Consider the following 15050-nt stretch of genomic DNA (forward strand, 5'->3'; position numbering starts at 1 on the left):
TGACACCGATGAACGAATTAAGAACCGTCGCAGACTAAACCGAATGGCCGCTATTGTATGCGAGTTACGCCTGCAATTAAAGCACCGCAGGAACATAGCATTAGTGGAAAAATCTGCCTACAATGGCGAGCTTGAGTCTCATTTTCTCATTTATACTCGCGCTTGGAGTGCCTATGTCCGTATCCCAGCTCCGTTGTTTAAGTCTGTTACTGCTCGTTTTTGTTTTAGCAGGATGTGCTGCCCGGCCACCGAACATCGATAACACGCTGCGCGCAAGCCAAATAGATTCGCGTCTCCATCAACAACATCAAGCTCAATTAGCACAAATCGGTGCTTTTCAAGTCACCGGCCAAGTTGCTTTTTTTGATGACGCTGAAGGCAACCGCGATGCCGGCCGTTATAGTTGGAACCAAGGTGAAAATACAACTTCTTTTCGGCTTTTCCACCAATTAGGAGGTACATTGGCGCGAATTGAACAAGACCCAAGTGAAAGTCGTTTTATCGACCGCGACGGTCATGTCTATCGCGGTGATGATTTAACCACCTTGCTGTGGCAACACACCGGTATGATCATTCCTTTTGAACTCCTACAAAGCGCTATCCTTGGCCAGCAGCCGGACGTCCGCCTGAACCAACAGTTGTGGTATCCAGACGGTACGCTTGCCTTTTATCAAGCCAGTTATCCGACCTGGACAGGTCGCGAGGAACGCTGGCAAATTTTGCTTGGCGATTATCAGCTGGTAACCACCAGTGGTACTTCCGTATTATTGCCACATTTTATCGAAGCCACGCAGAACCAACTGCGTGTACGCATGACGGTGAGCCGCTGGCGTGAAGTTCAGCAATACACGCAAACGACTGAGCACGGGTTTACTGAATAATGGACCAGTTAACATTACCTGCACCGGCAAAGCTGAATTTGTTCTTGCATATTACCGGCCGCCGCGCCGACGGCTACCACGAACTGGAAACGCTCTTTCAATTTTTGACCTTGGCAGACGAACTCCGCTTCACCTGCACTGACCATGGTTCCGTGACTATCGAAAGTAACGCTGAGGTGTCGATCGCGCTGCAGGATAACTTGATCTACCGAGCTGCTGAGAAACTGCTACCATTGCGTGCAAACCCGAGTCTTGGCGTAACCATTGCGCTCCATAAACAATTACCCATGGGCGGCGGTGTCGGCGGCGGTTCATCGGACGCAGCAACGACCTTATTAGCACTCAACCATCTTTGGCAACTCGGGTTAAGCCCCGAGCAACTGGCTGAAATTGGCTTAACCTTGGGTGCTGATGTGCCCGTATTCATTCATGGTCAGGCAACCTTTGCTCGTGGCGTGGGCGAACAATTCGCTCCGGCAGCGCCGACCGAAGCCTGGTATTTAGTTGTTCATCCACAAGTTCATGTCAGTACTGCAGAAATATTTCAGCACCCTGAGTTACCGCGAGCAACGCCAAAATTGCTAGACCCCGCGCGGCATTGCTCGGAATTGGCTTGGATAGAACAACACAACGACTGCGAAAAATTGGTCCGTTCACTTTATCCGCAGGTTGCCAGCGCCCTCGACTGGTTGCTAAAATACGCTCCGTCCAGATTGACGGGGACCGGAGCTTGCGTTTTTGCTGTTTTCTCCACCCAACAGCAAGCGGAACAAGCTTTGCGAGAGCTTCCGGAGCAGTATCGGGGGTTTGTCGCCCAAGGAGTGAATCACTCACCAGCACATCAGGCTTTAGCGCAAGCGCTGCCGTCCCATCCGTGTTAGAGTGAAACGGCACCTCCTCGCGACAACATCCGGAAGCCAAGATGCCTGTCGTAATCCGCTCACAACTTACAAACTGGTCGAGGTTAACCGTGCCTGACATGAAGCTCTTCGCTGGCAATGCAACACCCGAGCTAGCCCGCAAGATCGCTGATCGCCTTTACATCAAACTTGGTGACGCTGATGTAGGTCGTTTCAGTGACGGCGAAATCAGTGTTCAAATCAATGAAAATGTTCGCGGCTCAGACGTCTTTATTATTCAATCCACTTGCGCTCCTACCAATGACAACTTAATGGAACTGATCGTGATGGTCGATGCCCTGCGTCGTGCCTCGGCTGGTCGAATTACCGCCGTCATTCCTTACTTTGGTTATGCGCGTCAAGATCGCCGTGTTCGTTCAGCACGGGTACCCATTACCGCTAAAGTCGTTGCCGACTTTCTTTCCAGTGTCGGTGTTGACCGTGTGCTTACGGTCGACTTACATGCCGAGCAGATTCAGGGATTCTTTGACGTCCCGGTCGACAATGTGTTTGGCAGCCCGGTCATTCTTGAACACATGAAAATGCAAACGTGGGATTCGCCCGTCATGGTATCCCCGGACATCGGTGGCGTCGTCCGCGCTCGTGCTATGGCAAAACTCATGAACGATGCTGATTTAGCCATCATCGACAAACGTCGTCCGAAGGCCAATGAATCACAAGTGATGCATATCATTGGTGATGTAAATGGTCGTGACTGTGTCATGGTTGATGACATGATCGATACCGGTGGCACACTCTGCAAAGCTGCGGAAGCACTGAAGAAAAATGGTGCTAAGCGTGTATTCGCGTATGCCACCCACCCGGTATTTTCAGGCAACGCTTACGAAAACCTGAAAAACTCAGTCATCGATGAAGTCGTGGTAACCGACTCGATTCCGCTATCCGATGAAATGCGTTCACTCAACAAAGTCACGCAGCTCACGCTCAGTGGCATGCTTTCAGAAGCGTTACGCCGCGTCAGCAACGAAGAGTCAATTTCGGCGATGTTTGAGTACTAAACTCAACTGATGAATCTGAATACGACAAGCCAACGCAGATGCGTTGGCTTTTTTTATGACTCAGAAAGCAAGACTGGTTTATCGCTTTGTCGCGCCCCATCACTCACAATCATTCAGTGCTGCTGAATCGACTTTGCATGAATGACGAGCGCAACCCCACCAAGAATCGCCAACGAAGTCAGAACGAGTCGCAGTGTTATCGGTTCACTAAGAAGTAGCACAGCAGCAAACGCAGCAATAACAGGAACACTAAGTTGAACGGTCGCCGCGCTACTCGCTCGCAACATCGGTAGAACCGCGTACCAGAGTGCGTAACCTGCACCGGACGCTAATCCGCCAGAAGCAATGGCATAGAACATACCGATTCGATCAAATTGTAACTGCGGTAAAAAGAATAGACTCAAAACGACTGTAAATGGCACCGCGCGCAGAAAATTTCCTGTCGTTACCTGGGTCGCATCGCCTTGACCTTTGCCGCGCAATGAATAAGCCCCCCAAGCAATGCCAGCAGCAAGCATCAGCAATGCTGCGCCAATCGGCGGCGTACTTAATCCTGGTAAAAGTAAACCAACAAGACCTGCAAACGCACAGAAAACACCAATCCACTGCAACGGCAGCAATCGTTCACCCTGACACAGCCCATAGCCAATCATCGTGATCTGTACCGCAACAAACAACAATAATGCGCCCGTTGCAGCAGTTAAGCTAAGGTACGCAAATGAGAACGCTGCCGCATACACAAACAACGCCAACGCCGAACGCCAACTGCCGGCAAAGAATACCGGTTGATTAACTGAAGAGCCGCGGATGGTGACGATCAGCCAGAGCATCAAGGCACCCGAAATTAAGCGTATCGACGTAAAGCTAGCGGCATCAATCTGGGTATCTATTAGCGCTGCTCGGCACAATAACGAGTTTGCAGCAAATGCCAGCATGGCGAGACTCGTCAGCCCTGCGGTACGCAACTGGCTCGGAGCCCCTTTCATGTTATGGACAAGGCCTTTAAGTGTCTTATCGCTAACATGCGACTTAGCCCCTGCGCTTGGTTGCTAACCATAACGCGATAAACAGCGCGAACACGTTCACACCAAAGTAAAATGACTGGTGGCTTTCGAGAAATGAAATATTAAAAGCACTACCAAAATGGAAATTGAATTGATAACCCCAGTTCGACGGTTGCAGAATAAACGTGATGTAGCCGCCGGCAGCAAAAAAATAGCCAAAAATCGGCGAGCTCAATACGGGGACTTGTAACAGCCAAAACCAAAAGCCCATGCGGGCGCCGCTTGGATGATTCTCAAATATTCGAATGCCACACCATACACCCCACGCATAGAGCGTTAGGAAGGCCGCATACAACAGCATCGCAAGGGTATTGCTGATATGTATCATTTCAGCGGCAATCACCACCATACCGACAAAACTGCCACCTAAGGTTAAGGTCCCCAAGATACGTTGTGAAAAACGACTCATCATGCGTTAGTTCCTTGTTATTGTTGTTTATTCTGACAGCTGCAGAATTTGCTTAGCACAGAATAGCCTATGTTATCGCAAACGGTCATCAACATAGATGAAATTTAAGCTTGAAATGATCCAGAGTTCTCCTCATATCGCTATACAAGCATCACCAAATTGTTCATACCCACGGAGTTTTTATGGCCTTAGCCGCTTTGTTCCAACCGCTGCAACTCAATTCAGAACTTACCCTATCCAATCGCATCGCAATGGCACCACTGACGCGTTGCATGGCTGGTCCCGGTTTAGTACCGACCGAACAAATGGCCGATTACTATGCGCGCCGCGCTGACGCCGGCTTGATTATTTCCGAAGCCACCATCATTCGCGCTGACGCCCAAGGCTATCCCGACGTTCCTGGTATTTTCAGCCAAGAACAGATCGAAGGATGGAAGAAAGTCACCGCAAAAGTCCATGCGCGTGGCGGCAAGATTTTTATGCAACTCTGGCACGTCGGCCGTGTTGCTCACTCTTATTTTTCCGGCTTACCGCCCGTCGCACCAAGTGCAATTCGCCACGAAGGTACGTTGCCACGGATGCGTGATTTAAGTTACGAAACGCCGAAAGCGCTCACCGTTGATGAAATTCAAATACTGTTCAACGATTATGTGACGGCAGCTAAGAATGCCATGGCGGCTGGCTTTGATGGCGTTGAAATTCACGGTGCCAACGGCTATTTGATTGATCAGTTTTTGCATTATGATACCAACAAGCGCACCGACGACTATGGTCAAACTCCGGAGAACATGAGCCGTTTTGCATTGCAAGTCGTCGATGCAGTCAGTGCAGCTGTCGGTGCAGCACGCACCGCGTTACGGATTACACCGGGTGCATACGCACACATAGAGCCAGACCCGCGTGATCGCGAGGTGTTTGATTACCTCATCGACCAGCTTAATCAACGCGATTTAGCGTATTTGCATCTTGGCATTTTTGATGACAGCCTCGAATTTGACTTCCTCGGAGGTCGCTCGAGCCAATATATCCGCAAGCACTATCGCGGTACATTCATGAATGTCGGTGGGCTAACACCCGAAACCGCCGCTGCAGGCATTGAGTCTGACGCTTTTGATCTCGCTGCCATCGGCCGCTTATTCATCGCCAACCCCGATTTCATCCAACGGCTGCAGGACAACGAACCACTGCGCGAATACAACATCGAAATGCTGGCAGAATTGGTCTAGACGCCTTGCTCTAAAAGCGTATTCGGTGTTAGAATGCGCGACCCCTAAATTCAGGGGCTTCTACTGCGTTCTGGTCGCGGAGCGCAGTCCATTTATTTTCGGAGAAACGAAATGAGTCAACCAGTTTACGAATTCAACGCTGAAATCCGTAATGACTTAGGTAAAGGTGCGAGCCGCCGCCTACGTCATGAGGGTAAAGTTCCTGCCATTCTATATGGCGGAGACAAAGAAGCTGTGTCTTTAACCTTAAGCCATGACAAAATCATCAATGCTGCAGATCACGAAGGTTTCTACAGCCACATTTTGACTTTGCACATCGACGGTAAAAAGCACCAAGCGATCTTGAAAGACGTTCAGCGTCACCCGTTCAAGCCAAAAATCACACACTTAGACTTCCAACGCGTTAGCGCGAAAGAAGAACTTCACACCAATGTACCATTACATTTCTTGGGTGAAGACGCTGTGAAGAAAGCTGGCGGTGTTGTTGTTCACCAATTGAACGACATCGAAATCACCTGCTTACCAAAAGACTTACCTGAGTACATCGAAGTTGACGTTTCAGGTTTAGGCATTGGTGACAACATTCACTTGAGCCAAATCACAGCACCGAAAGGCGTTACCTTCGTTGAGTTAACGCGCGGCGACGATCACGATTCAGTTGTTGTGACTGTGAGCAAGCCGAAAGGTGAGAAAGTTTCTGATGACGCTCCAGAAGCGCCAGAAACTGACGTTGAAGGCGAAGACAAAGAATAATCTGCGGACTCGTATCCATGTCAGCAGACATTCGTCTTATCGTGGGCTTGGGAAATCCAGGCCCCGAATATACAGCAACCCGGCACAATGCCGGGTTCTGGTTTGTTGAAGACCTTGCTCGGCAATTCAACACCTCGTTGACTCCCGACAGCAAGTACTTCGGACAAACCGCGCGCTTAGGCCCTCCCTATAGCGATACTCGCCTCCTCTTGCCAATGACGTTTATGAATAAAAGCGGGCAAGCAGTCGGCGCTATGGCAAACTTTTTTAAAGTAACGCCAGAACAAATTCTCGTGGTTCACGATGAACTCGACTTGCCGCCCGGCGTGGCGAAATTTAAGCAAGGCGGTGGTCATGGCGGACACAACGGCCTCAAAGATATTATTCGCGCTTTAGGAAATAATGCTAATTTCCATCGCTTGCGAATTGGCATTGGCCATCCGGGACATGCATCAAAAGTCACCGGTTATGTGCTTGGCAAAGCGCCAAGCCAAGAGCAACAGCTCATTGATGACGCGCTACAAGCGTCGCTACGTGGTGTCGAAATTGCTTTGCGCGACGGCTGGACCGCCGCCAAACAATACCTACATTCCATTAAACCTGAATAAGTTGGACTGCACTCATGGGATTTAAATGTGGAATCGTTGGTTTACCCAACGTTGGAAAATCAACCCTCTTTAATGCTTTGACCAAAGCCGGCATCGATGCGGCAAATTTTCCGTTTTGTACCATTGAGCCAAACACGGGTGTGGTTTCTGTTCCTGACACACGCTTAACCGCGCTGGCAAACATTGTGAAGCCGCAGAAGCTAATCCCAACGACTATGGAGTTCGTCGACATCGCTGGGCTGGTGAAAGGCGCGTCAAAAGGTGAAGGTTTGGGTAACCAATTCCTTGCCAACATTCGTGAAACCGATGCCATTGGTCACGTGGTTCGTTGCTTTGAAGACGAAAACATCGTTCACGTTGCTGGCAAAGTGAATCCACTGGAAGACGTTGACACCATTAACACCGAATTAGCGCTTGCTGACCTCGACTCCGTCGAAAAAGCGATTCATCGTCTCGGCAAAAAAGCGAAAGGCGGCGACAAGCAAGCAAAAGCCGAAATGGACGTTCTCGAAAAGCTATTACCCGCATTGTCGGAAGGTCACATGGCTCGCTCGGTCGAGTTAACTGACGACGAACGCAAAATCATTCGCTCATTTAACTTGCTGACATTAAAACCGACTATGTACATCTGTAACGTCAGTGAAGATGGCTTTGAAAACAATCCACATCTTGACGCTGTGCGTAAACTGGCTGAAAACGAAAATGCCATTGTCGTGCCCGTGTGTGCTGCTATTGAGTCAGAAATTGCCGAACTCGACGACGAAGACAAAGAAGAGTTTTTGTCGAGCATGGGTCTTAAAGAGCCAGGATTAAACCGCGTAATTCGTGCCGGCTATGAACTCTTGAACTTACACACCTACTTTACTGCGGGTGTGAAAGAAGTTCGCGCGTGGACCATCAAAAAGAATTCGACCGCGCCCCAGGCTGCTGGTCGCATTCATACTGATTTTGAAAAAGGCTTCATCCGTGCAGAAATCGTTGGCTACGACGACTTTATTCATCACAATGGTGAACAAGGTGCAAAAGACGCCGGTAAATGGCGCTTAGAAGGAAAAGAATACATTGTTAAAGACGGCGATGTGATTCATTTCCGCTTCAACGTCTAACCGCGACACAACACCCTAAGACATCAAAAAGCCGTCAGTTCATTTATGACGGCTTTTTCGTATATTTTTGGGACATCTAACGATTCACAATCTCCCCATGCATCGGCGCCAGCAATGCCAACAGTCGATTCTGTGCTGAGATGGAAATTTGATGATCATCCATGGCCAGCTGCAGCGCTTCGACTAACGCATTAAAGTCTGCTCGGGTGACGCCCATTCCGGTGTGTGACTTAATCATATCATCACCAGTATATTCGCATGGACCACCGGCTAACTCACAGATTTGTTCACTAAGTTTTTCATGCAAGCGCACAATGTCAATATCAACAAAATGATGACGAATGCGACGATCATCGGCAACATTAAATAATAGATCTTCAACCAACTGCTGAATACCTTGCTCGCCACCGAGTGCGCGATACAAGCTATCATCTTGATCAGCGTGCGCGGCTCCAATCGGCAGGGTTAACATAGCCAAAGTCACGAATGCTGTGCAGTGAGAAACTAATTTTTTCATGACCTTCTCTCCTAAAATGAAGCCTGTAGACTTAGGTAATAACCGGTTTGATTTGCCGCGCCAGCAATGCTGCCCAAGTCTAAAAACGCACCCACAAGAGCCACGCGCTTTGATGGAAACCAAGCAACAAATGCAGACATTGCGTCCTCTTCCTTCGCAAAGCTCAAATTGTCAGGTTTTTGTCGATATTCAATCCCAATTGCCAGGGATCGATGAAGAAATACGCCAGTGGCCGCCTCGACAGTAATTTCATGACTATCGCCGCGATCACCACCAAAACCCAACAAACCAAATTGATTGGCGCGCGTCGCTCTTACCGTGACATTCGCTAGCCATGTGCGATCAAACGGTCCTGCGAGCCAAACTTTACTCGCCGCTAGATAAGCCTCCCAGTCATTGTCGCGCTGCGAGCCTACCAGCTCCGGAATGTCATAACGGGTATTGCGTTTATACAGCGCGCCCACACTGAGTTGTGGCATCGATGTATAAATTAAATCACCAGCGATGCGATATTTCACGCCGAAGACTTGTTGTCGCAGTTCGGCCCCAAGATTTTCTAAGTTAAACATTTGTGAGGCGACAGAAATTTCCAACCGATTCTGATAGGAAAAGCTTGCGGCTGTCACATCTAAGCGGTAGTCATCGACTTGGGCACGGGTCAGGGCAACCGTTCCGCCGCGCTCGTCATCCTCGCTATAGCCGCTAATGACAGCCCAGGGCACCAAACCACCACCCGCAGCACCTTCGATCGTGGTGGCACCACCCGTCCCAAGTAAACGCCCTTCTGCAGCCTCCGCGTCCATCATCAACGAACTAGCGAGTAAGCCGACTACCATTAACCCGATTGATTTCATCACCTGTTCCTTTTGTTATTTGTGCGCGGATATCAGCCACTGGGCCAAATCATCTGCAGCGAGCGGCTTACTATAGAAATAACCTTGCAGCACATCGCATTGATAGCGCCGCAACACTGCCGCTGTTGCTTCGTCTTCGACACCTTCCGCAACGACCTTCAAACCGAGCTTGTGAGCCATCTGAATGGTTGACTGGACGATGGTCTGATCGCCAACCTGCTCAGCTAAATTCATAATAAAACTGCGGTCGATCTTCAACTCGGTCGCTGGCATATCACGCAATTGTGCTAACGACGAATACCCCGTGCCATAATCATCAATGGCAACCTTCACTCCGGCGGCGCGTAGCTTCGTCAGCTGCGCCATGGCTTTCTCTGGTTCTTTGACCACGGCACTTTCGGTGACTTCGACCGTGAGCAAGGTAGCCGGAACGTTTGCCTCTGCTAATGCACCAAAAACCACGTCAAGAAGATTTGACTCCGCCAAGTCACTCGCGGAGAGATTCACCGACAATTGCAGACCCGGGTGTAAACGCTGCCACTGTGCAATTTGCTTGAGGCTTTCCACTAACACCCAGCGTGTAATTGCAAATATGTGCCCTGACTGCTCTGCCAATGGGATAAATTCGGCAGGACTAACGAAGCCCAGGGTTTTATCCTGCCAACGAATCAAAACCTCAACGCCGGTAGCTGTGCCATTTTCACTGTCAATTTGGGGCTGGTAAGCCAACGAAAAACGCTGTTCTTCAATGGCAGTTGGGATGGCTGCAGAGATTGCCAATGTTCTTAGATAAGGCTTGTCTTCACCATCCTCATAACGAGCATAAGCGCGCTTTTCCAACTTCGCCTTACTGCGCGCAAACTGCGCTAAACGCACCAATTCATCGCGCTCCTGCGCATGGCGAGGCGCTTCCACCATGCCGGCACTGAGTGCGAGCGAATAACTTACTTGCCGCATCTGAATGTTGTCTTGCGCCGCCGCTAAAACGCCCTTCAATTCAACTTCGGCGTGATCTAAATTGCCATCGTAAACGAGAACGAACTCGTCCCCCTGCAGCCTGGCTAAGAAGAATTTGTCGACACACAGTCGTTCCAAACGTTTAGCAAATTGTTGTAATAACTCATCACAAATACTGCGCCCAAACATTTCATTGAGCCGACGAAAATTGTCGAGATTGACCACGATTAACGACCATGGCTCGTGCGTGTGCAATCGTTGCTGGACGTATTCATGAAACGCGCGTTGGTTCGCAAGTCCGGTTAAAACATCATGTTGTGACTGAAACCAAATCTCCGTCTCACGCTCTTCGATGGCGCTCTGCATACTATCTAACGCGTGGGCCAAGGTTCCGACTTCGTCACCACCGATAAACGGAATGTTTTGCTTATACTGACCACGAGCAATGGCATCTGCAACGCGAGCAAGAGCACTCAAGGGTTCAACAAAGCGGCGACTCGCCACCAGGGTCACCACAACCGTCACGAGTAGCGTTACAATCACGATCACCAGCAGTTGCGTACGTAAAGCATTAAAGGGTTGCGCTGCCGAGCCAATGCTGGCGGTTAACAAAACGTCAATTGAGTTGTCTGTCGTACCGGCGGGCGTTGTAATCACCGAAATCCAGCGTGCTTGCTTTTCTTCTTGACGCAAAAACTCTTCTAACTCCCCCGCGAGCAAGGCTTGTTCAAGCTCATGTTGAATGTGTTCACTTGCCGACGAAATAACGCGCGGTTGCTCAGCCTCACGGCCAATAACAAAGTGCACATACGAATTGGTTAACTGTTGTAATTGCTCGGCGAGATCGCGATCCACGGCAAAGCCAAGCGTCAACCAGCCAAGCAAATGCGGCGCCCGGACGGGTACCCATACCACCTGAAAGGCCTCGTCCTCGGCCACAATAATTGCCGCACCAGTCGCTGTTTGAGTCAGGGATTCCGCTTCCATGTAGGCGTCAAAAATATCGCGTTCGCCACGGCTTAATGCGTGACTCGCCAATAAGGTTTCTTTTTGTGGGTTCAGCAGCATCACTAAATCAGCATTTAAACGTTGGGCATGATTGGTTAATGCCGAAATGATCGTTTCCTCATCATCGCTTGCCAGCGCTTGGCGAAAACCAAAGTCATCCGCAAGAACATACGCAGATTGCCGCAATTGTTCATCGCGATAATTAATCAGCTGCCCGAGAACTCGTTCACTGACTTCCAGTTCACGCTCGGTATGCAAGGAGACGCTTTGCCGCGTCGCCAATACAATCGCAATGACAACAACGAATAAAGCAAGTCCTATGCCGCCAGCAATGAGCAGCAATAGGCGCGTACGAAAATTAACGACCACCCTGCAGCCTCCGCCGGAAGCGCGATTCCAAATCGGTCTCAGCTCTTGGTTGTGGCGCTTCGACGGCGATCACATTAACGCTGTCAGGTGTTAAATCACGCGCTGCGATGGGTTGTACACCGGCACTCGCCATCCAAGGATGCCAAGCATACCAGCCATCAACCGAGCTCAAGCCCGATACATCCATTCTGCCTTGATCATCGCTTTGCAAAAACTCTCCGGTGGCACTGACCACGATATGGCCAATCATGTTGTCATGAATATTGCAGCCAACCACCACAAAACCCGCTTGGGGGAAGTCAATTGACGGTGCTTCAGCATTGCCATAGAGCTCGAAATCAAATGTTCGGGTCGGTGAAAACGAGTAAACGTGGTGACGAATAGAGTCGCTATTGGGAAAACTAATACGGTCGCCAGCAGCGACGAGCAGCAAATCAGGTACAAATTGTCGCTGCACTTGATCCATCACATGAATCTGCGGCGTTAAACTAGGTGCAGCGTCATCCGGTTTCTCTGACGCTTGCGTTTGAAAGAGAATAACGCCTGCCAACGGCGCCCCTTGAGCATCCTGAAATAGCCATATTGGCGACGCGTTGGCCGCAGATACCGACAGTCCTAACCAGCCAATCATGAACGCAACGGCGCCTAACCAGTGAGAAAAAAGCCTCGATGTTGTCAAAACGCCTCCAGTAATTACGCAGGTTTTCTGCGCAACTGTTTTTTTGTTATTTGTGTTAAGCTAAATGCAAAGTATAGATGACTGCAAATATTTATTTTTTTCTCTTCAGCGTACTACGCAATTTTTACTTAAATCGATTGATCGGAGGTCATAGTGCCACAGCGATTTCGAACAGAAACAGACAGCATGGGCGAAGTTGAAGTCCCAGATGATGCGCAATGGAGTGCGCAAACACAGCGCGCCCTCAATAACTTCAAGATCAGTGAGCTCACCTTACCTTTTGCATTCATTCGCGCCGTTGCCTTGATCAAATATTGTGCGGCTGAAGCCAATAGTGAGCTCGGCCTGCTCAGTCAAAAAAAGGCCGACGCGATCATGCAAGCCGCCTTGGAAGTTTTTGAAGGCCGTTGGCAAAACCAATTTCCCGTGGACGTTTTTCAAACTGGCTCAGGAACGAGCACCAACATGAACGTCAATGAAGTGTTGGCTAACCTGGCCAAACGCAATTCTGGCGTCGACGTCCACCCCAATGACGATGTGAATTTAGGGCAGAGCAGCAACGACGTCATTCCAACGGCGATTCAAGTGAGTGCAGCTCGCCGCATTCGACGAAAGTTACTGCCCGCACTGGCCAATTTACGCGCGATCATTCAACACAAAGCTGCAGAATACACTGACGTTGTGAAAACGGGTCGTACCCATTTAATGGACGCTATGCCACTCACCCTCAGCCAAGAACTGCTCACTTGGGACGCGCAACTTGGGCAAGCCGAACAGCGCTTGGAAGCGATTCTGCCGCAGCTCTACTCATTGCCCCAAGGCGGCACCGCAATTGGTACCGGTGTGAATGCCCATCCTCAATTCGCTGAATTATTCTGTCAGTCGATGGCGAATTTCACTGAGCTCCCGTTCACCAGCGCCGAGAATAAATTCGCCGGTATCGCCGGTCAGGACGTGGCGGTTGCCACTGCCGGTATCATCAGCTCGGTAGCAACCGTGATGATGAAGATCGCCAATGATTTACGCTGGATGAATTCCGGCCCACTTGCCGGACTTGGTGAAATTAGCCTGAAAGCCCTGCAACCCGGCTCCAGTATTATGCCCGGCAAGGTTAATCCGGTGATTCCAGAAGCGGTGGCAATGGCGTGCGCACAAGTCATGGGTAATCAAACGACGGTCAACATTGCCGGCCAGAGCGGAAATTTCCAACTGAATGTCATGCTGCCGGTGATTGCCTATAACTTACTCCAGAGTATTGAACTCATGTGGAAGAGTGCCAATACCCTTGCTGATCAATGCATCAATGATTTTCAAGTCAATCAGGAGCAGCTCAATGCCGCCCTTGAACGTAATCCGATTCTCGTCACCGCCTTGAACCCAGTTATCGGATATAATCAAGCCGCCGCTATTGCTAAAGCAGCCTATGCAAGCAATCGGCCTATTCTCGAAGTCGCGGTCGAAATGACGGATTTAAGTGAAGCAGATTTACAGCGCTTACTCGACCCGTTGCAACTAACCGAAGGAGGATTATCGAAATGAGTCAATTCAATGTTGTCATCACCGGAGCTAATCGTGGTATCGGCTTGCAGCTCGCCAAGCAATACGCCGAAGCCGGAGCCAAGGTCTTCGCCACTTGTCGCCAGCCGAGTGCTGAGTTAGAAAGTACGAACGCAACGATCATTACCGATATTGACGTTGCGGCAGCTGACGCTGCTAGCAAAATTAGCCAAGCATTGGGTGATGAGAAAATTGATTTACTCATTAACAATGCCGGCATTCTCACTCGTGAAACACTCGACGACGCCCCAGCTACAGACATTCAGCAGCAGTTTAATGTCAATGCATTAGCGCCCTTAATGATCACTGTTGGTTTATTGCCGCACCTAAACCAAGACGCCAAGGTCGCCATGATTACCAGTCGCATGGGCTCATTGACCGATAATGGCAGCGGCGGCTATTACGGCTATCGTATGTCAAAAGCTGCACTGAATGCGGCCGGTGTCTCGTTAGCTCGTGATCTGAAAGACTCTGGGATTGCTGTGGCCTTGTTGCACCCCGGTTATGTGCAAACCGACATGGTAAATAATACAGGCGACATTACTGCGGCAGAATCTGCACAACGTTTGCGCCAACGCATCGACCAGTTAACCATGGCAAATAGCGGTACGTTCTGGCACAGTAACGGTGAAGTGTTGCCGTGGTAAATGCTGCGCAAAGAAACCCTAGATAAGATCGGTTTGTACACTAAAATTGAGCAGTAAATTAAATATCTTGCTGCTCTTTTAGCCATTTCAGTGTTTTTTTGAGCAGTTGACAGTGAAATGCGCATTTTTTTCCGAAAAGGTGTTGACTGCGCGGCGGTGGATTCGCATAATACGCGCCGCTGAGACGCACAGAAAGTTGATCAGTAATATGGCTACGTAGCTCAGTTGGTTAGAGCACATCACTCATAATGATGGGGTCGCAGGTTCGAATCCCGCCGTAGCCACCAACTGATTCACTTCGTTTTTATGGGCGGGAGTGGTGGAATTGGTAGACACGCTGGATTTAGGTTCCAGTGCCTCACGGCGTGAGAGTTCGAGTCTCTCCTTCCGCACCAAAAAAACGAAATGAGTAGATAGTCAGTTGGGGTATAGCCAAGCGGTAAGGCAGCGGGTTTTGATCCCGCCATTCCCAGGTTCGAATCCTGGTACCCCAGCCA

Annotated in this window: 15 protein-coding genes and 3 tRNA genes; 12 read left to right on the forward strand and 6 right to left on the reverse strand. The window is 49.8% G+C overall.

Annotated elements, in window-relative coordinates; genetic code table 11:
* Window positions 1-173: 173 nt before the first annotated feature.
* From lolB to LAT77_RS09330, 3 genes are all read left to right on the forward strand, one after another.
* Window positions 174-881, forward strand: coding sequence for a lipoprotein insertase outer membrane protein LolB (gene lolB / locus LAT77_RS09320; RefSeq protein ID WP_290564294.1), 708 nt, complete (start codon window positions 174-176; stop codon window positions 879-881).
* A complete protein-coding gene (gene ispE / locus LAT77_RS09325) occupies window positions 881-1762 on the forward strand; it encodes a 4-(cytidine 5'-diphospho)-2-C-methyl-D-erythritol kinase (protein ID WP_290564295.1) in 882 nt (293 codons plus the stop codon). The genes lolB and ispE overlap by 1 nt, the downstream gene beginning before the upstream one ends.
* An 89-nt stretch (window positions 1763-1851) precedes the next feature.
* Window positions 1852-2799: a ribose-phosphate pyrophosphokinase gene (locus LAT77_RS09330; protein WP_290564309.1), complete on the forward strand. Its 948-nt coding sequence runs from the start codon at window positions 1852-1854 to the stop codon at window positions 2797-2799.
* 113 nt (window positions 2800-2912) lie between these two features.
* Here the strand turns inward: LAT77_RS09330 and LAT77_RS09335 are convergent, their stop codons facing one another.
* Entirely contained in the window at window positions 2913-3785 is an 873-nt protein-coding gene (locus LAT77_RS09335) for a DMT family transporter (protein WP_290564296.1), read from the reverse strand.
* Between the two features lie 43 nt (window positions 3786-3828).
* Window positions 3829-4275: a hypothetical protein gene (locus LAT77_RS09340; protein ID WP_290564297.1), complete on the reverse strand. Its 447-nt coding sequence runs from the start codon at window positions 4273-4275 to the stop codon at window positions 3829-3831.
* A 179-nt stretch (window positions 4276-4454) separates the two neighbouring features.
* Between LAT77_RS09340 and LAT77_RS09345 the strand changes: the two genes are divergently transcribed.
* From LAT77_RS09345 to ychF, 4 genes are all read left to right on the forward strand, one after another.
* Window positions 4455-5498, forward strand: a complete 1044-nt coding sequence (locus LAT77_RS09345; protein ID WP_290564298.1) for an alkene reductase — start codon at window positions 4455-4457, stop codon at window positions 5496-5498.
* Window positions 5499-5609: 111 nt separating this feature from the next.
* On the forward strand, window positions 5610-6251 hold the full coding sequence (locus tag LAT77_RS09350; RefSeq protein WP_290564299.1) for a 50S ribosomal protein L25/general stress protein Ctc: 642 nt from the start codon (window positions 5610-5612) through the stop codon (window positions 6249-6251).
* A gap of 17 nt (window positions 6252-6268) precedes the next feature.
* Entirely contained in the window at window positions 6269-6859 is a 591-nt protein-coding gene (pth, locus tag LAT77_RS09355) for an aminoacyl-tRNA hydrolase (RefSeq protein WP_290564300.1), read from the forward strand.
* A gap of 14 nt (window positions 6860-6873) precedes the next feature.
* Window positions 6874-7965, forward strand: coding sequence for a redox-regulated ATPase YchF (gene ychF / locus LAT77_RS09360; RefSeq protein ID WP_290564301.1), 1092 nt, complete (start codon window positions 6874-6876; stop codon window positions 7963-7965).
* A 76-nt stretch (window positions 7966-8041) separates the two neighbouring features.
* Here the strand turns inward: ychF and LAT77_RS09365 are convergent, their stop codons facing one another.
* From LAT77_RS09365 to LAT77_RS09380, 4 genes are read right to left on the reverse strand one after another with little or no spacing between them, the layout of a single operon-like run.
* Window positions 8042-8482 carry a group 1 truncated hemoglobin gene (locus tag LAT77_RS09365; protein WP_290564302.1) on the reverse strand — a complete coding sequence of 147 codons (441 nt, stop codon included), beginning with the start codon at window positions 8480-8482 and terminating at the stop codon, window positions 8042-8044.
* A gap of 11 nt (window positions 8483-8493) precedes the next feature.
* The gene (locus tag LAT77_RS09370; RefSeq protein WP_290564303.1) at window positions 8494-9336 is read right to left on the reverse strand and encodes a DUF3034 family protein; all 843 of its coding nucleotides are present in this window, start codon (window positions 9334-9336) and stop codon (window positions 8494-8496) included.
* Between the two features lie 15 nt (window positions 9337-9351).
* On the reverse strand, window positions 9352-11670 hold the full coding sequence (locus tag LAT77_RS09375) for an EAL domain-containing protein (protein ID WP_290564304.1): 2319 nt from the start codon (window positions 11668-11670) through the stop codon (window positions 9352-9354).
* Window positions 11660-12301, reverse strand: coding sequence for a methylamine utilization protein (locus LAT77_RS09380; protein ID WP_290564305.1), 642 nt, complete (start codon window positions 12299-12301; stop codon window positions 11660-11662). The genes LAT77_RS09375 and LAT77_RS09380 overlap by 11 nt, the downstream gene beginning before the upstream one ends.
* A 201-nt stretch (window positions 12302-12502) precedes the next feature.
* On the opposite strand from LAT77_RS09380, the gene LAT77_RS09385 reads away from it, so the two are divergent.
* From LAT77_RS09385 to LAT77_RS09405, 5 genes are all read left to right on the forward strand, one after another.
* On the forward strand, window positions 12503-13888 hold the full coding sequence (locus tag LAT77_RS09385) for an aspartate ammonia-lyase (RefSeq protein WP_290564306.1): 1386 nt from the start codon (window positions 12503-12505) through the stop codon (window positions 13886-13888).
* Window positions 13885-14553, forward strand: a complete 669-nt coding sequence (locus LAT77_RS09390) for an SDR family oxidoreductase (RefSeq protein WP_290564307.1) — start codon at window positions 13885-13887, stop codon at window positions 14551-14553. The genes LAT77_RS09385 and LAT77_RS09390 overlap by 4 nt, the downstream gene beginning before the upstream one ends.
* Before the next feature lie 210 nt (window positions 14554-14763).
* Window positions 14764-14840, forward strand: a tRNA-Met gene (locus tag LAT77_RS09395).
* 23 nt (window positions 14841-14863) lie between these two features.
* Window positions 14864-14948: transfer RNA gene (locus LAT77_RS09400), tRNA-Leu, on the forward strand.
* A gap of 27 nt (window positions 14949-14975) precedes the next feature.
* Window positions 14976-15050, forward strand: a tRNA-Gln gene (locus LAT77_RS09405).

Origin of the sequence: Aliidiomarina sp., assembly GCF_022565475.1 — a bacterium.
Lineage (GTDB): Bacteria > Pseudomonadota > Gammaproteobacteria > Enterobacterales > Alteromonadaceae > Aliidiomarina.